The sequence below is a fragment of the Shewanella sp. Choline-02u-19 genome (assembly GCF_002836205.1).
GTDB lineage: Bacteria > Pseudomonadota > Gammaproteobacteria > Enterobacterales > Shewanellaceae > Shewanella.
Genome location: NZ_PJBE01000013.1, coordinates 3212495 through 3232928, shown reverse-complemented (window position 1 = coordinate 3232928; position 20434 = coordinate 3212495). Strand labels below are relative to the sequence as shown.

At 43.3% G+C, this 20434-nt stretch carries 15 protein-coding genes; 8 read left to right on the top strand and 7 right to left on the bottom strand.

Annotation, left to right across the window (positions count from 1 at the left end; genetic code table 11):
- Positions 1–928: 928 nt before the first annotated feature.
- The 7 genes from CXF83_RS20785 to CXF83_RS20755 form a co-directional block, all read right to left on the bottom strand.
- Positions 929–2563 (bottom strand): methyl-accepting chemotaxis protein, encoded by a 1635-nt coding sequence (locus tag CXF83_RS20785; protein ID WP_101089881.1) that lies wholly within the window; start codon positions 2561–2563, stop codon positions 929–931.
- Positions 2564–2728: 165 nt separating this feature from the next.
- Positions 2729–3865 carry a hypothetical protein gene (locus CXF83_RS20780; RefSeq protein WP_101089882.1) on the bottom strand — a complete coding sequence of 379 codons (1137 nt, stop codon included), beginning with the start codon at positions 3863–3865 and terminating at the stop codon, positions 2729–2731.
- Positions 3866–4226: 361 nt separating this feature from the next.
- On the bottom strand, positions 4227–5564 hold the full coding sequence (locus CXF83_RS20775; RefSeq protein ID WP_101089883.1) for an MFS transporter: 1338 nt from the start codon (positions 5562–5564) through the stop codon (positions 4227–4229).
- 416 nt (positions 5565–5980) lie between these two features.
- Positions 5981–6268, bottom strand: coding sequence for a 4Fe-4S dicluster domain-containing protein (locus CXF83_RS20770; RefSeq protein ID WP_101089884.1), 288 nt, complete (start codon positions 6266–6268; stop codon positions 5981–5983).
- The gene (gene fixC / locus CXF83_RS20765; protein WP_101089885.1) at positions 6265–7557 is read right to left on the bottom strand and encodes an FAD-dependent oxidoreductase FixC; all 1293 of its coding nucleotides are present in this window, start codon (positions 7555–7557) and stop codon (positions 6265–6267) included. Before fixC ends, CXF83_RS20770 begins: the two co-directional genes overlap by 4 nt.
- Positions 7558–7647: 90 nt before the next feature.
- Complete coding sequence (locus CXF83_RS20760) at positions 7648–8589, bottom strand: FAD-binding protein (RefSeq protein ID WP_101089886.1); 942 nt, start codon at positions 8587–8589, stop codon at positions 7648–7650.
- Positions 8590–8600: 11 nt separating this feature from the next.
- Positions 8601–9374: an electron transfer flavoprotein gene (locus tag CXF83_RS20755; RefSeq protein WP_101089887.1), complete on the bottom strand. Its 774-nt coding sequence runs from the start codon at positions 9372–9374 to the stop codon at positions 8601–8603.
- A 1090-nt stretch (positions 9375–10464) separates the two neighbouring features.
- On the opposite strand from CXF83_RS20755, the gene caiT reads away from it, so the two are divergent.
- From caiT to CXF83_RS20715, 8 genes are all read left to right on the top strand, one after another.
- Positions 10465–12009: an L-carnitine/gamma-butyrobetaine antiporter gene (gene caiT, locus CXF83_RS20750; RefSeq protein WP_101089888.1), complete on the top strand. Its 1545-nt coding sequence runs from the start codon at positions 10465–10467 to the stop codon at positions 12007–12009.
- Between the two features lie 56 nt (positions 12010–12065).
- Entirely contained in the window at positions 12066–13202 is a 1137-nt protein-coding gene (gene caiA / locus CXF83_RS20745) for a crotonobetainyl-CoA dehydrogenase (RefSeq protein ID WP_101089889.1), read from the top strand.
- Between the two features lie 212 nt (positions 13203–13414).
- Complete coding sequence (gene caiB, locus CXF83_RS20740; protein WP_101089890.1) at positions 13415–14641, top strand: L-carnitine CoA-transferase; 1227 nt, start codon at positions 13415–13417, stop codon at positions 14639–14641.
- Positions 14642–14651: 10 nt separating this feature from the next.
- Positions 14652–16205, top strand: coding sequence for a crotonobetaine/carnitine-CoA ligase (caiC, locus tag CXF83_RS20735; protein ID WP_101089891.1), 1554 nt, complete (start codon positions 14652–14654; stop codon positions 16203–16205).
- A 130-nt stretch (positions 16206–16335) separates the two neighbouring features.
- A complete protein-coding gene (gene caiD, locus CXF83_RS20730) occupies positions 16336–17121 on the top strand; it encodes a crotonobetainyl-CoA hydratase (RefSeq protein ID WP_101089892.1) in 786 nt (261 codons plus the stop codon).
- A 116-nt stretch (positions 17122–17237) separates the two neighbouring features.
- Complete coding sequence (locus CXF83_RS20725) at positions 17238–18089, top strand: MaoC/PaaZ C-terminal domain-containing protein (protein ID WP_101089893.1); 852 nt, start codon at positions 17238–17240, stop codon at positions 18087–18089.
- Positions 18090–18367: 278 nt separating this feature from the next.
- Positions 18368–18958: a carnitine operon protein CaiE gene (caiE, locus tag CXF83_RS20720; protein ID WP_101089894.1), complete on the top strand. Its 591-nt coding sequence runs from the start codon at positions 18368–18370 to the stop codon at positions 18956–18958.
- Between the two features lie 288 nt (positions 18959–19246).
- Positions 19247–20197: an alpha/beta hydrolase gene (locus CXF83_RS20715; RefSeq protein ID WP_101089895.1), complete on the top strand. Its 951-nt coding sequence runs from the start codon at positions 19247–19249 to the stop codon at positions 20195–20197.
- Positions 20198–20434: the final 237 nt, after the last annotated feature.

Sequence of the window (20434 nt, the reverse complement as noted above, 5' to 3'; positions counted from 1 at the left end):
GTTTTTACCACTCAAAGGCCTCATTTTTATTGAGGCCGTTACCTCTAATCTCACGCTTATATAATGGAACGTTTTAAAGATTTTGATGGTAGCGCGAATGTTTACTTAAATGGCGTAGTTCGCTCACGTCTAGAGGAGTTTGCAGAAGAAAACCTATAAGCTCAGTAAGCCGTTTTTACTTAGATAATCGTAAACTCAGGCCTCATTTCTATTGAGGCCGTGAGCTCTAATCTCACGCTTATATAATGGAGCGTTTTAAGGATTTTGATGGTAGCGCTAACATTTACTTAAACGGTGTTGTACGTTCTCGATTGGCGGAGTTTGCTGAAGAAAATTTATAAGCTCAACAAGCTGTTTTTACCACTCAAAGGCCTCATTTTTATTGAGGCCGTTACCTCTAATCTCACGCTTATATAATGGAACGTTTTAAAGATTTTGATGGTAGCGCGAATGTTTACTTAAATGGCGTAGTTCGCTCACGTCTAGAGGAGTTTGCAGAAGAAAACCTATAAGCTCAGTAAGCCGTTTTTACTTAGATAATCGTAAACTCAGGCCTCATTTCTATTGAGGCCGTGAGCTCTAATCTCACGCTTATATAATGGAGCGTTTTAAGGATTTTGATGGTAGCGCTAACATTTATTTAAATGGTGTTGTACGTTCTCGATTGGCGGAGTTTGCTGAAGAAAACTTATAGGTAGATCCAGTGTATTAGGATAGATAATATTCAGGATGGAGCTTTAAAAGTTGATTTTTATAAATACCCTTTAAAATTCAACTGAAATCAGTCGCAAGAAGACCTCAATGAAAATAGAGGTCTTCTTTGCATATCCAGCACATTTAAAATGTGCAATTTGACACTGAACTCCTAAGTACTTCCAAAGCTTAAATACTTTATAGAAGCAAGATTGTTGGAGTGGGCTAATTAATATTAAGTTGTCTTAAACTGATCGAGTAAACTCTTGAGGCCTAAAGATAACTGGCTCAACTCTAAACAGGCTTGAGCCGTCTGCTCTGCTCCGGTTGCTGCCTCCGATGAGGAAGAGTTGATGCTTTCTATACTGCAGCTGAGATTTTCTGTCACCGAGTTTTGCTCGCTGCAAGCACTGGCAATTTGAATATTCATTGCTGCAATTTGTGTGACAGCCTGTTCTATCTCTGAGATCTTCTCTCCTGTTGAGTGGGTTTGCGATACGCAACCACGGATCATCTCACAGCTTTGCTTTGTTGCAACCCCAGCTTCGACGGCGCGAATTTGTAGCTTCTCGATTATCTCAACTATTTGACGGGTGGAGTCTTGGGTTCTTCCTGCTAATGTGCGAACTTCATCGGCGACGACGGCAAAGCCACGTCCTTGCTCGCCTGCGCGGGCCGCTTCAATGGCTGCATTTAAAGCCAGTAAATTAGTTTGCTCTGCAATGCCGCCAATGACATCAACCACCATAGAGATACTCACGGAGTCTTTTTCTAGCAGGGCTACCATCTCTCCAGCATTTTCGATGACTTCTGACACATGTTGGATCTCAATGATACTTTGTTGTACATCTTTATTGCCTTGTGCTGCATGGTTTGTTGCCGAATTTGCTGAGCTGGAGGCATCCTCGGTATTCATCGCAACTTCATTAACGGTTGCTTGCATCTGTTGCATAGCAGTGGCAACCATTGTGATTTCATTTTGCTGCTGTGACATTCCTTGGGATGATTGCAATGATATCGCGCTCACCTCCTCGATTGAAGAACTTAGTTGAACGACAGCACCACCTATCTCACCGACTAACTTTCGCAAGTTCTGCTGCATACTGATGCAGGAGTCAGCAAGTTGTCCAAGTTCATCATTGCCAATTTGGTCGCGTTTTATCTGATAGACAAGATCCCCTGCAGCAATCGCTTCGGCCATGCTCATCACTTCACGCAATGGGTTACGAATTTGTCGTCCAAGGAAGATAGTCATGAGAATCATCAAGGCGAATAATACTCCAACACCGATATAGGTCTTGATGGTTGCGGTGCTGACACCTTCTAGCGTATTGGTGCGGTCGTCTGCGGTGCGTGCCAAATTGATCTCTGTGAGCTTGGTTAAGGCGTCTTGCATCTTATTAAACTGTTTGTAAGAGCTGAGGAGGTATTTATTTGCGCCTGACAGATCATTTTGCAGAACGATGTCGTTGAAACCACTCTGGGCACTGAGGTAATCTTGCCAGTGGCGTCTCGCTAATGTTAGAGCTTGGCGTTCATCCTCTGTCTGTATGTGCTTTTCATAGGCGTCAATCATGTCGGTGACATCATTAATCATATTGTCGGTCGTTTGCATCCAACCCTTCATTCCGGGATCGCCAATACTGGGAAGAAAGGAGAACTGATCCCGACGAATGAAGATGGTGACATATTTGATTTTTTCGACTGCTATTACGTTGGGTAACACTTCATCAGTCAGAGATAAAATATTATCGCGTGTGTTGTTCAGTCCCGATATAAATAACATGCAGAGGGCGATTACAGCCACGGCGACGCAGCTAAAGGCTAAGCCGATTTTTTTATTAACCGATATGTTTTTAAGGTTCATCATGATTTGATCACTTCATTCCTTTGGTGTAAAAAAACCTTCGGCAGGGCGAAGGCTGGGTCATAAGATGTCCATGTAATACGTCGAGATGAGACCGTGTTAACCCTTAAATTGGAAGAGGAGCAATTAATCTGGGTGTAGCTAATTGCTTACCTCCTCCGTGCTTGTTTAGAAGTAATAAGCCATGCTGATGTTGAAGCGCTTATCCCAATCATCACCCACTTCAGGCAGGCCGATATGGTCGTTGTTTGCCGTTGAGAAAGTCATGTTCTTACCCATGATGAAGTCAATCTGGGTGTAAGTAGGACCAGCGGCAATGGCCGCACCTAGTACGTTCTGCATGCTGTCATCGTAGGTGACATCGGCAACATCTGGCGTCATCAGACCGAAGTCATTGTAGAACTTTACGCTACCCCAATCGGTTGGAATTGTTTTTGCTAAGTTGACACTGTATACCTGTGCCTTAGAAGCAATTTCATACTGCCAGCTGACCACTGCGATGGCTATTTTGTTGTCATCTGCGCTATCAGCGGCATCATATTCATACTGCATAGCTTGAAGTTGTAGGTTCCAACCATGGAACTTGCTGTCAAGACTAGCCGCAATAGCGTATCTGTCGCCATTGTTACCCGTTTTAGAGTTATAGATCTGACCAACCTCAACTGAGCCACCAAAAGTAGTTGATCCGCCTTCGTGCTCCATGGTGTAGGTTTGGCGAAGGTTAAGCTGATTGGTCTCTTCGTTGTTATATTCGGTACCGTTGATAGTGCCGGTATACAGGTCAGCTGCGTACTGTTTGTTTTCGCTTGCTGCATATTCGGCGCTCTTGTAGAAGGCCATATCAGTGTGCCAACCATTTTTCTCAAAGGTGGCTTTTGCACCAATATCATAGTCGTCTTCAAAACCAAGATAATAAGGAAGGCCGAACCAGTAGCTGTTAGAGATATAACCTAAGTTACCGAATGGAACTTGGTTAATACCGAATTGAAGTTCCCATTCAGGATTTAAATTGTAGAATGCATAGCCATATTTAATATAGTTAGTATCGGCAGTAAAACGATAATCCGACCTTAAACCCCAGTCACCAAGTTTACCGTCGAATCGTAGAGATGCCATGTTAAAGGTCATATCACCCCCTTTATCTTTTGAACTCTCACTGTAGTCTTTATATGAGTAGTTAATACGCACGCCACCGTGAATATTAATACCGTCTTCTTCATCCGCAGCAACGGTGTTAAAGCTACTTAATGCAATAGCGCTTGCAATAAGAGAGATACAAAACGCTCTTTTAGTTTTCATCATCATTATATTCCGATTGTATTAAAATTTTTTAGTGCTTAGTTTGCACTTATATGAAAAATTGTTTTTTACTTATATAAATCAATGTGGGTAATTAAATACAGGCAAGTAATCCCCCCCGGTCTAATCACAGGTTATATTTAATTCATAAGCTCCGTACAGGTTCGACATCCTTTTCGGATTGCGCGGACATTCTCCTTTTATTAATTGGTTTTGCCTTCATATATCAATATCCGGCTGCTAATATTCAAAGCTGTAAACTTAAAAATAAAGAATATATTTTAATTCTATATTTTATTGAGTCCCGTACCTTATCTGTGCATCTTTTTCAGATGTACGAGACTCTTTTAATATTGCAGATAATATTTTATCTACTGACTTTAACTGAAGCGGTGAAATCAACTGAACTGGTTGTTTCTAATGTTAATCCTTTTGTTTCTGGTGCCATGAACACTGAAACAATTAATCCGAGAAGTGATATACCAGCACCGACAAGCAATGTTGATGATATGCCATAGGTGGCCATATAAACGGGCAGAGCATAAGTCGAGACGATGGTACCTATTCGACTAAAGGACATCACTGCGCCAACGGCAGACGCCCGTATCTCAGTAGGAAACAGTTCATTTGGATACAGCCACTGCAAGATCCCTGGACCACCGGAGAAGAAAGCGTAAACAGCAAAAGCGGCTACTATCAGCCAGATGCTTGGATTTGGTACGATACCAAGCAGCGCTAAGGAGGCCGTCATAATGCCAAAGCTGCCGATCAAAAGTGGTCTGCGACCGATAGAGTTCAGCCAGTACATCGCAGGAATACACCCGGCCATAAAGAATATACTGATAACGATATTACCCAGGGCCGCGTCTTGACCCTCCGTAAATCCTAGCAGTCCAATTATTTGAGGCCCAAATGTATATATGGCGAACATAGGAATAACCTGACAGCTCCATATCGTACCGATGAATATAATTCTTTTTAAATAGACAGGCTCAAAAAGTTTACTATATTTGGTCTCTTCTGCCTCTTCAAAATTAATATCAATATCCTTACCAAAAAACTTATGCATTATTTCACGGCACTCTTCCACACGGCCTTTCTTAAGTAACCATCTTGGTGATTCAGGTAGATGAAAACGCCCGAGTAGAATAACGAGACAGGGGATAATCGCACTACCGAACATCCATCTCCAGCCGTCTTGCACATCGTATAAAAGATAGCCGACCATGTTGGCGGCAGTTGCACCGACGTACCACATAGCAGCGATGAAACCCATGGTGAATGCGCGTTTCTTTGTCGGGGAGAACTCGGCAACCATAGAGGTTGCGATGGGATAATCGGCTCCAATGACGATACCAATTAGGAATCGTAAAATGACTAATTCGATGGGGGATGAGATAAACATGGTTGCAAATGAAAGTACCGCAATAGCAATAATGTCTATCATAAACATTTTCTTACGACCGACTAAATCTGCCACATAGCCAAATAGCGCGGTCCCGATAAATAGGCCGACCAGCGTCGCTGCACCAACTAAACCTATCCATTGTGCATCTAGTCCTAATTCTGGTGTAAGTTGTTGAAGTGCCAGTCCAATAATAACTAATACATAGCCATCTAAAAATGGACCGCCGCTTCCCCAAAGCATTATTTTTCTATGAAGTGGAGTAAACTCCATATCATCGAAGTTTTTCTTTGATTTCATACTACTAACCACCAATTTCATTTGTTCTAATAAGAATGTTCACGACTGTTATAGTTGCAAAAAAATATAAAGATACCCTTAACCAATTAGCTGAGAGTTTTTTCTTTGCATATACTTCTTCGAATCAGATAACCCTATTCTAAAATTTTACAACGTAAACATTTAAATAACAGTGATGTAACTAATGGTTTTGCTATATGTTTTATTTATTTAGAATTTTTACATTAATACATCTGCTGATATGTTCTGATTTTTAAATTTGTCGTGCTATATTTATTTTTATATGTTTTCAGTTTTACGTTTGAATGTGTTTGTGATTTTAAACTAACCACTAACTACCTAAGTGATAATTACATATACCACTGTGATTTTTAAAACAGAGGATGTTTTAAAAACACCCTCTGTTAATATTATGGTTACCCATAGCGGTATTCTATTCCAAATGTACCTCTAGGGTATTCCCATTTTTCCAGAATAGTATCGCCACAAAGAAACTTACAGGTACCGCATTCCAGACAACCCGCAGAATCAAAACGGATAGACCCGTCATCTTCGAGTTTATATAAACCAGCCGGGCAAGCGTTTACCAACTTGCGATACTCGTTCATATTGGGATTATCTTTGAGGATAATATGTGGATGACCTTCATCTACGTGAAATTTATTGACGCCCAGTTTAACGTCTACATTGACTGACTCGGTCATATTGAAGTGACTCCTTTAATGCCATCTTTGATCAGGTTCATATAACCCACCTCTTTACAATGTTTCATGAGGGTCTTGCGTAGTGGTTGCGATTCGCTGCCATCTACGGTGAACATGCTTTGCATAATGTCGGCAACCATCTTTGGATACTGATTGAAGATCCGTGGTGTTTCCATGAATGCGGGAAGGTTCTTATAGAGTTTCAGATCTTTCATCAGGAAGCTGTCTTCTAGCAGTGTCTGATATGTAGATAAGCCTTGTGCGCTGAAATCACCTGTTGCACGAGCCGCTAAAACGGCTTTTGCTGCTGCTTCGCCAGAAGCGATGGCAAGATCCATACCGCGAACGGTATAGCCAATGTTTAAGCAAAAACCCGCCGCATCTCCGGTTATCAATACGCCATCATCGACCAGTTTCGGTACCATATTAAAACCAGCTTCCGGTACGACATGACCCGAATACTCAAGTAACTTACCGCCTTCAATCAATGGCTTAATCATTGAGTGGTTTTTGAAATCTTCCAACATTTGCGGAACCGTTTTATCTGAACTGCCAATGTCGTGTAGTCCGCAAACGATACCCAGTGATACAGTGGTTTTGTTAGTGTAGATAAAGCCACCACCCATCAAACCATTTGATGGCGAACCGGCGAATAACCATGCCGCACCCTCATCGTCAGAGAGGTTAAATCTATCTTGAATAACCTCTTTCGGTAGTTCAATCAGCTCTTTTACCCCTACGGCCATCACGTCAGCGTTGACCTTAGGTTTTACCATGCCTAATTTCTCAGCCAGCACAGGATTAACGCCTTCAGCTAGAATGACTGACTTGGCTAGCAACTCATCACCATCGGCTTTAACGCCTATGACTTTGCCATCTTTAGTGATGAGCTCATCGACACGAATACCGCTAATAAATTGGGCACCCACCTCTTCGGCTTTTCCCATCAACCATTGGTCAAAATCACCTCTTAAAACTGTATAGGATTCTTGAACTGGTGTTTGTGCTCGGCCATTATGGTAGTCAAGGGTGACACCGGTATCATCGGTCAAGAAGGTGACTTTTTCTTTAGTGACTTTTCTTTCTACTGGTGCTTCTTTAGCAAAACCGGGAATAATTTTCTCTAGGCTATGCGCATAGAGTCGGCCACCTGTCATGTTTTTGCTTCCGGCAAAGTTGCCGCGTTCAATAACGAGAACATCAGCTCCCTCTTTTGCTAATACATAAGCGGCAACGCATCCAGCAAGCCCGGCACCTACGATAATCGCGTCAAATACATCTTCTGACATACAAATTTACTCTTCACATAATTTGGTTTTTAACACCGGACTTTCTGTGCCCAGTGTTAAATGGGGAGATAAATACGACCCGCTGGTCAATTAGCTTTTAAAGGCGCTGATGAGTGCTGGTACGACCTTATTTAAGTCGCCAACAATTCCGTAGTCTGCATACTGGAAAATGGGGGCGTTTTTATCTTTGTTTACCGCAAGAATTGTCTGTGAACCCAATGCGCCAACCATATGCTGTATCTGTCCAGAAATACCCAGAGCCAGATAAAGTTCTGGTTTTAGCATGACCCCAGAAACACCGATGTAACGCTCACGTTCCATCCATTTTTCTGTTTCGGCAATCGGGCGAGAACAACCCAGTTCTGCACCAATTGCAGCACCGAGTTCGGCAACCATTTGCAGATTCTCTTGTTTGCCAATACCGCTACCGATAGCAATAACGCGTTTTGCCTTACCTAAGTCCACGCTTTCGCCTTGCTTAGCACGGCGCTCGATGCACTTGATAGCAGATTTAGGTTCGATGAATGAAACCGAAACTGCTTCACCCGTTTTTGAAGTGTCAGCTTCGGCGGCTTCGAATACGCCATTTCCGATAGTCACAAGTGCGATGGGTGATACGATTTTCTCTTCACCTATCGCTAGGCCGCCGTAGACCATATGCTTGGCCGTGACACCTTCACCGACTGTGACTTCTGAAGCGTCGTTGACCACACCAGCCTTAAGCTGGACACCTAATTTTGCAGCCAGTGCTTTACCGCGTTTAGTCGCACCTAACAGCATTAAGGTGTGCGTATCGCCATTAGCGATCGCATGGGCCATCGTTTCGGCATAATCTTCAATGATCTTGTTGGCGTCTTTTTCACCCAGGTAATACACATGGGTTGCACCCAATGAGTATGCTGTGGCGATTTCATCTTCAGAGCCAATCACGAAAGCAGACACTTTTTCGCCTAGCTGAACGCCGCCGGCGATAACTTCAGGTAAACGGGAAGCGATATCACTAAATACCCATACATTAGACAGTTTGCTCATCATTTTTTCCCTTAGTTAAGTGCTTTGCGCAGGTATTCTGCAAATTCTGCGACTTGTTTTTCATCATCGCCGTCAATAATGATCTTCTTACGATCAGTTTGTTTTGGTGCCAGTACTGAAACGGATTCAACCAGAACAGGTATTTCAGCAAGCTCGAGATCTTCGATATTTAACTTAGTTACCGGCTTTTTGGATGCGGCTAAAATAGTCTTCATCGATGGGATTGATGGATCGTTAATATCGGCTGAAACAGAAATAACGGCAGGTAAGGTGATCTCAAGCACTTCGACTTCATCGTCTAAGGCTCTTTCAACGGTAAGCTTACCGTCTTGGACTGACACTATTTTACTGACGGCATTGATGGTGGCAACGTCCAGTAACTCACCCAGTTGTAGACCCACTTGTTGCGCGTATAAGTCACCTGAGCCATCACCACAAATAATCAGATCAAAGCCATTTTTCTTTGCGGCAGACGCTAATACACGGGCAGTCTGATGAGGCAGAGCCTGTTCGAATCTTTCGTCAACGACAACCGTTAGCTCATCGGGTCCGCGAGAGAGGATGTCTTTACGCGCTTTAGGGTTATCTAAAGCCTTGCCGCCTATGCTTAAGGCGGTGATCTTGCATTCTCCAACAAGGGCTTTGATTTCGACCGCAGCTTCTACCGCATTGAGATCAAACTGGTTGATCTTTGGTGCAGCTTTGCTGGTGTCCAGAACACCGTCAGCTTTCACCGAGATATCTTGCTCTTCAGGAACTAATTTGTAACACGTAATAATTTTCATTATGTCTCCAGTTAAGATATTGCATACTTCTAAATTTGATATATGGCTATGTTCTTTATGATTTAACCTATACAACCTCAGAAAATGTCTTGACGGTAAACCGCTGCATACTTATTGTTTTTTGCCAATTCGGCGTATCAATAACTGTAATCTCTTCATGTTATAAATAAATCATATATAGCGACTTTAATATATTTACAGTCTGTTATTTAGAAGTTTGTTTTATTACCGTATGTTCATTTAGTAGGGTGTGCAATTATAGGTCTAGAATTAATAATGCTAATGTTAGACTGGTCACACTTATTAACAGTATCCTGTTAGTGTTTCTAACGTTAATATTAGTAATTCTAATGACTCTCATTTAATAGGTGTCTTAGCTCTTTAAATACAAGGGTTTTTAGCTGGTGTAATAACAATATTAGCTCTGCTAATAGCGTTGGTTATTAATGGTTTTATTGTATTTCTCAGTATTTCTAATAGTAATGTTAGCTCTACTAATAAAGGGTTTTAGCCGTACTAATATCACTATTAGAAATACTATTTTGAGTAATAGGTTTTGCCGATTCTCGCTTTGTTTTTTGGCTATGTCTTTTTCGGGCTTACAATATGCGCACGTGATAAAGGTGAATGAAAACAACGGTATGCATCTTTATTTTGAGTGTTTGATTCCATTGGTTCTTTCGTTTTTTATTAATTTGTTGTTGCGTTAACCCACTTTTAAACTTCATTTTTAGCCCCTGTTTTGTGATGGGAATAACACTATTTTAAAAGTGATTTTTTCCGTTTTCTTTCTATTTCAAATGATCGTGATAACGATCACTGAATAAGAAAGTTAAGGAATGCATTATTCTGTCGTCAACCAAGCAGTGTTAATTAATAAATCAACGTTGTGGTCAGTGGGTAAGAAAATGAAAAAGGTGTGTTAAGTTATTTTAATTTGCGTCTCCAACCATTCTTAATAGTTAGCGTTAATAGCCGGGGGTAATCTTCCTAGCTATAAGCTAATACTAGGTCTGATAAGTATACAGATTGAAATAACTTCGAAACCTTCACTATTATCCTCCTAAATATAAGAGGGAGATGTATTAAGATGAATGAAAAAACGATGGATGTAGATATCACCGAAGTAAAAAAGAGGAAGGTCACTATTGACCCGAAAATATTTTTTCCTTCATTGCTTATCGTCATATTGCTTTCTTACTTGACTGTAAGAGATCTGGACGCAGCTAATTTGGTAATTAAGGATGTATTTCACTATTTGACCCACACATGGGGTTGGGCGTTTGAATGGTACATGATCGCAATGGCAGCGGGTTGGGCTTGGCTGGTCTGGGGACCCTATGCAAACAATCGCTTAGGTCAGGAAACACCTGAATTCAGTACCGGAAGTTGGATCTTCCTAATGTTTGCTTCCTGTACATCGGCAGCAGTGTTGTTCTGGGGGTCGTTAGAAGTCTATTACTATGTAACTTATCCTCCCTTCGATCTCGAAGCACTGTCGGTTCCAGCAAAAGAGTTAGGACTTGCTTATAGTCTCTTCCATTGGGGACCTCTGCCTTGGATGGGTTACGGCTTCTTTACCGTTGCTTTGGGTTACTTCCTGTTCGTTAAGAAAATGGATGTAGTTCGTCCCAGTGGCACCTTAGAGCCGATTCTAGGTAAACATCATAAGGGGATTATTGGTACTTGTATCGATAACATCTATGTGGTCGCCTTGATCCTTGCTATGGGTACCAGCCTAGGTCTGGCTACACCTCTAGTGACTGAGTGTATCCAATGGTTGTTCGGCATTCCTCGTACCCCGGCAGTCGATACAATCGTTATCTCTTCATGGATTATCTTTAACGCTGTGTGTGTCGCCTTCGGTCTACAGAAGGGCGTTAAGCTTGCCAGTGATCTGCGTAGCTACCTAAGTATCATCATGCTTGTTTGGGTGTTCCTTATCGGCGCCACCAGCTTCACGGTTAACTACTTCACTGAGTCAGTCGGTGTCATGTTGGACCTACTGCCTCGCATGCTCTTCTATACCAGTTCAATCAGTGAAGGCAGCTTCCCGCAAGATTGGACCGTGTTCTACTGGGCTTGGTGGGTAGTGTATGGCATTCAGATGTGTATCTTCCTGGCTAAGATCTCTCGTGGTCGTAAAGTACGAGAGCTTTGTCTGACAATGGTGGGTGGTTTGACGGCTTCTACTTGGTTCCTTTGGACCATTCTGGGCAGTAACACCATGAACTTGATGAATGAAAATATCATCAACATGCCTCAGCTAATTTCTGAACATGGTGCTGCCAGAGCGATCATCGAAACCTGGGCTGCACTACCGTATAGCACGATTACCATGTGGGGCTTCTTCATCTTATGTTTCCTCGCAACGGTCACCCTGATCAACGCCTGTTCTTACACGTTGGCGATGTCTACCTGTAAGGGAGTCGATGCTGATAACGAGCCACCAGTGTGGGTGCGTGTGGGTTGGTCTGTACTTGTAGGTGTTATCGGTATCGTGTTGTTGTCACTGGGCGGACTTAAGCCTCTACAGACGGCAATTATTGCCGGTGGTGCGCCGCTGATTATCGTCAATGTCATGATTATTATCTCTTTCTTGAAAGATGCTCGTAAAAACAAATGGAGCTCTTAGTGTTGGCCTACAAGCCTGCTCTTTAGCCAAGTAATAGCAATTTATAGGAATATACGATGGATTTTAAATTAAACGACGAGCAAGAGTTATTTGTTTCTGGTATTCGCGACTTAATGGCGAAGGAGAACTGGGAAAACTACTTCGCAGAGTGTGACGAAAACAGTCAGTACCCTGAAAGGTTTGTCAAAGAGTTAGCCGATATGGGGATCGACAGTTTGTTGCTTCCTGAAGAGTACGATGGATTCAATGAAGGCATGGTAACTCTGACCGCTATTTGGGAAGAACTCGGAAGATTGGGTGCTCCCACTTACGTTCTTTACCAGCTGCCAGGTATTGCTACTGTACTGAGACACGGTAACCAAGCTCAGATCGATAAGATCATGGCATTTCGTGGCACCGGTAAGCAGATGTGGAACTCGGCGATTACTGAGCCTAGTGCCGGTTCTGACGTGGGTAGCTTGCTTACCACTTATAAAAGAAAGGATGGCAAAATTTATCTGACTGGTAGTAAGTGCTTTATCACGAGTGCGGCAGGTACGCCTTACATCGTGGTGATGGCTAAAGATGCCGATTCAGAAAAGCCAATCTTCACCGAGTGGTTTGTCGATATGTCAAAACCTGGGATCAAGCTAGGCAAACTGCCAAAGCTTGGGCTAAAAATGGACAGCTGCTGTGAGTTGCAGTTTGACGAACTTGAACTCGAAGAGTCAGACATGTTTGGTGAGGAAGGCAATGGCTTCCTTCGTGTTAAGGAGGAGTTCGATTCTGAACGTTTCCTCGTTGCACTGACCAACTATGGTGCAGCGTACTGTGCATTCGAAGATGCGGCTAAATATGCCAATCAACGTGTGCAATTCGGTGAGGCTATTGGTCGATACCAGCTGATCCAAGAGAAGTTTGCTCATATGGCTATCAAGCTTAACAGCATGAAAAACATGGTTTATGAAGCAGCTTGGAAATGTGATAACGGCGTCATGACTTCGGGTGACTCGGCAATGTGCAAATTCTACTGCGCAAATGCGGGCTTTGAAGTCATCGATTCTGCCATGCAGGTTCTGGGTGGTTACGCTATTGCCGGTGAGCATCGTATCAGCCGTATGTGGCGTGACATTCGTGTCGACAGAGTGTCTGGCGGTTCAGATGAGATGCAAATTCTGACCTTAGGTCGTTCTGTGTTGAAGCAATATAAGTAACTGTCGCTGGGTTTAATCCGTACGGCAAGGCCTCCACAAACCATTGTGGAGGCCATTTAAATACTTGCCTAGTTCCCGAAAACGCGCATTTATCGTCATCACGTTTTCAAGGTTCAGTACGCCTTATCTTCAAATCCGTTTGAGTCTTTATTAGAGATTGCCGACGTATCGTCGTGCAGAGTCTTTGTTTGAATATAAAAGAGAAGGGTAATATGTCAAAGAAATTAACCACTCCTACGTTCGGCCCGCTAGCAGGGGTTCGAGTTGTATTTTCCGGTATTGAAATCGCAGGGCCTTTTGCCGGCCAGATGCTTGCCGAGTGGGGCGCTGAAGTCATTTGGATTGAGAATGTGGCTTATGCAGACACCATACGTGTACAGCCTAACTATCCAGAGCTGTCTCGTCGTAATCTACATGCCTTGTCTCTGAACATCTTTAAAGATGAAGGTCGGGATGCGTTTCTAAAATTGATGGAAACGACTGATATCTTCATCGAAGCGAGTAAAGGACCCGCCTTCGCTCGTCGCGGTATCACAGACGAAGTTTTGTGGCAGCATAACAAGAAGCTGGTTGTTGCACATCTGTCAGGTTTCGGCCAGTACGGCACCGATGAGTATACCAATCTTCCAGCTTACAACACGATTGCTCAGGCATTCAGTGGTTACCTTATCCAGAACGGGGACAAGGACCAGCCTATGCCGGCTTTCCCTTATACGGCTGACTACTTCTCAGGCATGACGGCAACCACTTCAGCCTTGGCGGCCTTATACCGTGTTCGTGAAACTGGTGTCGGCGAAAGTATCGACATCGCCATGTATGAAGTGATGTTGCGTATGGGTCAGTACTTCATGATGGATCACTTCAACGGTGGTGAGATGTGCCCGCGTATGACCAAAGGTAAAGATCCTTACTATGCAGGTTGTGGTCTGTACACCTGTAAGGACGGCTATATCGTTATGGAGCTGGTCGGTGCAATGCAGATTGAAGAGATGTTCAAGGATATGAATATTTCTCATCTATTTGGCACAGAGGAGATCCCTGCAGGAACTCAGCTGATCCATCGCGTTGAATGTCCTTTCGGTGAGCTAGTTGAAGATAGTCTGGATGCCTATCTAGCCACTCGCACTATTGAAGAGGCGTTAGCAAGATTCGCCGAATTAAAAGTCGCCAGTGCTAAGGTGCTGACGGTTCCAGAGCTCGAGACTAACCCACAGTATGTGGCGCGTGAGTCTATTACCGAGTGGCAAAACATTGATGGCAAGACCTGCAAAGGGCCAAACGTGATGCCTAAGTTCAAGAATAATCCTGGTCAGATATGGCGCGGAATGCCAAAACACGGCATGGATACTGCGAATATCTTGAGTGATATTGGTTATTCGGATGAAGAAATTCAAAATTTAAGTGAAAAAGGCTTGGCCAAAGTCTCTGGTAGTAAGTGAGGCATTGATAATGGATATCGTTGGTAGCAAAACAATCAGATGCATGTGGGAAGAGCGTGCGCGTAAATATAGTGATAACACAGCATTAGTTTTTGAGGATGCTGCTGGCGATGTCCGAGAGTTTACTTATAGTGCACTGAATGACGAAATTAACAAGGCAGCAAACTTATTCCTTCAGTTAGGTATTAATAAGGGGGATAAAGTCGCTGTACAGTTATATAACAGCCCTCAATTTATATTCTGTTGGTTTGGGTTAGCAAAAATTGGCGCTGTTATCGTTCCTCTTAATACGCAATATGTATATGGAGAGTGTAATTACATCATTAATAAATGTGATGTAAAAGCGGTGGTTATTGAAGAGGAGTTTCTGCCTACTTTTAAAAGAATAGCGCAGGATGACGATAATTTAGTCACTAATATCTTAGTGGCAAGGTCGATAAGTACAGATATTTCGAATGCGATTAATTTCGATAAGCTTATGAGCCAACAATCTAGTCAGTTAGACAAGATGGTGCCATTAAGCAGTGATGATGTGGTCGAAATTTTATGTACCTCTGGCACAACCTCCAGGCCTAAGGGAGTGGAGATCACTCACTGTAATCTTCTGTTCGCGGGTTATTACACAGCCTGGCAAACAAACTTGAGATCTGATGACATCTATTTAACTATGATGCCCAGCTTTCATATCGACTTTCAGTGCAATGCGGCTATGGCTGCGTTTACTGTTGGTGCGCGTTTAGTCATGCTTGAGAAGTACAGTGCACGTAAGTTTTGGAAGCAGGTTTGCGATTATAAGGCCACTATCACCCACAGTATGCCGATGATAGTTCGGACTTTAATGTTGCAGCCGGTCATGCCCCATGAACGCGAGCATTGTCTTCGTGACATGTTGTTTTTTATGCACATTTCAGATCAGGAAAAGTCAGATTTCGAAAGACGATTCAAGATTGAGTTGTTTAATTCCTATGGTATGACTGAGACCTTAGTCGGTTTAATCGGTGACACGCCAGGTGAAGAACGTCACTGGCCGTCCATCGGCAGACCGGGTCTCTCCTATGACGCTAAGATCACCGATGCTAATGGCGATGAAGTTGCGCCAAATGTTGTTGGCGATCTGCGAGTCAAAGGGGTTCCCGGGAGAACCATACTCAAGGGGTACTATAAGGATCCAGAAGCGACAGCACAGGTCTTGACTGCTGACGGTTGGCTCTACACCGGAGATAAAGGATATGTCGATGAAAGGGGATTATTTTATTTTGTCGATAGAAAGACAAATATGATTAAACGCTCTGGAGAGAATATTTCAAGTAGTGAAATTGAAAAAGTTCTGATGTCTCATCCCTATATTCTCGATGCTGCGGTTATCGGTGTTCCGGATCATATCCGTGATGAAGCAGTAAAAGCCTTCGTTATTTTTAATGAGGGCGAGTCATTGAGTGTCGATAATATACTCAATTATTGTTCTGAAAATATGGCTAAGTTTAAAGTTCCATCTATTGTTGAAATAAGAAAGTTCTTCCCAAGAACGTGTACTTGTAAAGTAGACAAGAAACTTCTTGCATGACTTTGTTTTAATAATTCCAGCTAAATAAAGTGAATTATATCGAATTAATTAAACCCAATTAATTAAATCCAATAACTGAATTAATCTTTTAATGAGAGTCATCTTTGATGACTCCTAATGGAGTATTAGTATGAGCGAATCATTACACATCGTCCGAAATGGCAGTATTTTAGAAATTACCTTGGACAGACCCAAGGCGAATGCCATTGACGCCAAAACCAGTTTTGAGATGGGAGAAGCCTTCCTGGCATTTCGTGAAGACCCAGAACTGCGCGTCGCCATTATTACCGGTGCCGGTGCACGTTTCTTCTCTGCTGGTTGGGATCTGAAAGCCGCGGCCGAAGGTGAAGCACCAGATGCTGATTTTGGCCCAGGTGGATTTGCGGGTTTAACCGAGATTTTTGATCTAGACAAGCCTGTCATCGCAGCGGTAAATGGCTATGCATTCGGTGGTGGTTTTGAACTTGCGCTTGCGGCAGACATGATTGTTTGTTCTGAGAATGCCAGTTTTGCTTTGCCTGAAGCCAAACTCGGTATTGTGCCTGACAGCGGCGGAATGCTACGTCTGCCTAAATTGTTACCGCCTGCAATTGTCAATGAGTTGATGATGACTGGCCGTGGTATGGGCGCCGAAGAAGCACTTCGTTGGGGCGTCGTTAACCGCGTGGTTGAAAGCGATAAACTGATGGAGACCGCGCGTGAATTGGCTCTGCAAATAGCTCAGGGCGCACCTTTGGCCATTGCCGCAATTAAAGAAATATATCGCGAAACGGCTGAGCTATCAGTTGAAGAAGGCTATCGTCATATCCGCACCGCAACCTTGAAAAATTATCCGTCAGTATTGCGTTCAGAAGATGCGTCAGAGGGACCTCTCGCTTTTTCTGAGAAGCGTGACCCTGTTTGGAAAGGCCGATAATCTTTCGATTAATAGCCTTAAATAAATCGGTGGGATCAGGTGATCCCGATCCCACTGTTATTAGTTCAAATAGCCCGTCAGGCGTTGTGTTTCTTGGTTTGTAAAAGGAGTTTCGAATGGCGTTAAAATTAGAGATGCAGGGACAAATATACGGCCCCTTCATCAATGAATATACACAAAAAGATGTCATGTTGTTTGCACTGGGTTGTGGTGCAGGAAGTGACGGTAAAACAGATTTAGATTATGTGTATGAAAAGAATTTAAAAGTATTACCTATGTTTGCGGCAATACAAATTGTCGACGCTGAGGTGACCAAGACTATAGATTATGGTTTCCAGTGGGGTGGATCTCTGCATTGGGGATTTGATCTCCATATTCATCAGCCATTACCCACCTGTCCGGGGAAATTGAGCACTACAGTGTTGCTAAAAGGCCTGTTTGATCGAGGTGAAGGCCGTGGCTGCCTCGCTCAACATATCGGCGAAACCTTCGATGAAGCTGGTACAAAACTCTTTACTAACGAGAGCTGGGATTGTGCCCTCTATGACGGTGGCTTCGGTGGACCTAAGGCGCCCAGAGATATCGTTGAGATGCCTGAACGAGCACCTGATTTTGAAATTGAACAAGCAATTCCACTTAACCAGGCGCTTATTTACCGACTATCTGGTGACGATCATCCCCAACATGTCGACTGGGAGTATGCTCAGGAATTTGGTCACCCTAAGCCAAACCTGCATGGAGTGAGCACAGCTGGTGTTGCCTGTTGTCACATTATTCAGGCCATGTTTCCCGGCAAACCTGAACGTCTGACGCGTTTTAAAACCCGTCTCACCAAATCATTGTATCCGGGCAGCACAGTGAAAACCCAAATCTGGAGATGGGACGATAACTGTATTCACTTCAAAATGGTGGATGCCAACGATCCTGAGATGGTCTATCTGAACTTTGGCCTCGTAGAGTGGCAATAGTCGAGATAGAGCTACCGAGCGGAAAGTCGCTCGGTTCATGTTTTTCGGTGAGCGCAATGCTCCCATGAATATCGATGGTACCTTTATATTCAGTGCTCACCACACTGTTATCGGGTCGGTATTAGAGACATTATCCGTTAATTTTTTTGGTCTATTGAGGCAGAGAGTTAACCGCTAATTTCTTACACAATGTAAGAGAGTCACTTGTATGGCCTGTTATGTTCTTGAAAGGCTTAAGTTGCTGATAAAATGGATAGTAAATAGAGCGAGTAATTGTAATGCCCTGTTATGAATTTGAAGGCTTAGTGCCAGTGGTAGATCCCAGTGCCTATGTTCACCCGACTGCAGTATTAATCGGTGATGTAATCGTCGGTGCAGATGTCTATATTGGGCCAACTGCATCGTTGCGTGGTGATTATGGTCGGCTGATTTTAGAGCAAGGTTCCAATCTGCAAGATGGCTGCATCATGCACGGTTATGCGGGTATGGATACCGTGGTTGAGCAGGACGGTCATATCGGTCATGGCGCCATTTTGCATGGTTGTGTGATTAAGCGAAATGCCCTCGTCGGCATGAACGCGGTGGTGATGGATGGTGCCGTGATTGGGTGTGACAGTATTGTTGGTGCAATGAGCTTTGTAAAAGGAAGTTTTCAAGGCGAACCGCGGCAACTGCTGGTTGGCTCGCCAGCTAAGGTCATTCGGCAGGTATCTGAGCAAGATTTACATTGGAAAGGGCTCAATACCTTAGAGTATCAGCTATTAGCGGGTCGCTCGTCGAGATCGATGCATGAGGTCGAGCCGTTGACTCAGGTTGAGGCTAATCGTCCACGTTTAATGGGATCTACCGAGGTACAGCCGAAAAGTTAGTGTCAATTTGGCTGGTTTTAACTCTGGCTTATTTGAGCAAGGTTATACGCTTATCGCAGCGTCACATTTTTAATGCTGCCTGACGAGTGTTCTATTTCAACAGAGTCAGTTGATGATTTTCAATCCCCACATTGTTTGATTCTGTAGCTGTTAGTGATGGCCAGGCGGCATACCTTTTTATTGTTTAGGTAAGAATCTAGGCGACATGTAAATGTTACCAATGCGCGGACATGTCATTTGAATAAGATACTAATTTCAATTGAATACATTAGAGATAAGGAGAGGATTATGCCGCTCGACCCAAAAGTTGAACAGTTTTTGCAAAAGGTGCGTGACTCGGGTGCTCCAGCTTATGAGGATATGACGCCGGCACAGTCCAGACGTGACGATCTAACCGCATTAGCCACGGCAACACCAAGCCGTAAACCAGAAAGCGTTTCTGCGATTGAACATAGATTTATTCCAGGGCCAACGGCCGACCTACCCATTCGTATCTATCGTCCTGAAGGCGTTGAAGACACGGGAGAGTTGCAGCCTGGGCTTATCTTTATTCATGGCAGTGGTTGGGTTGTATCTAACATCGAAACCAATGATTCATTTAGTCGAGCGTTGGCTAATCGCACTGGAGCTGTTGTCATTGCCATTAATTACCAGAAGGCACCGGAGCACAAGTTTCCTATCCCTATGGATGATTGTTATGCCTCGACACAATGGGTTTTTGAGTATGCATCTCAACTTGGCTTGGATGCGAATAGAATTGGTATTTTAGGTGACAGTGCGGGCGGTAATCTTGCTGCTGCTGTGTGTTTACGTCTGCGTGATGAAAATGGACCTAAGCTGGCATATCAGGTATTGGTTTACCCAGCAGTGCAGTACGGGTGGCATACGCCTTCGGCTGTCGCCAATGCCGAAGGTTATTTGCTCCAGCAAGCCAGTATGAAATATTACTGGAATCACTATGTACGCAGCGAAACCGATGCCAAAAATCCCTATTGCTCGCCCCTCGATGCTGCCGACCACAGTGGGTTACCACCGACATTGATCTATACCGCCGAGTATGATCCCTTATGCGATGATGGCTGTCATTATGCACAAAAACTTCAGGCATGCGGTGTGCTGGTAAAACATAAGATGTATGGCGGCGTCATTCACGGTTTCATAAAAATGTTGGGTGTGTTTGATCAAGCCGATGAATTTCTCGATGAAGTCAGCCAAGATCTCAGTGTTATATTGGGATAGTCTAATTACCAGTATATTAACTTTGTCTAATCTTTTCGAGCAAGTGTATTTGATTAATGCCCTGTTTAATTCTACGGGGTATTTTTACGAACGATTGTTAACCAAATGAAAAATTTAAATATTGATGAATGTTTTATTTTAATAAAAACACCCAAGATGTATGCGATATTTTGACAATAGTTGATGGTAAATATTTTGTTCAAGGTTAAGTTTTTGATTTATAGTGGCTTTATTCTT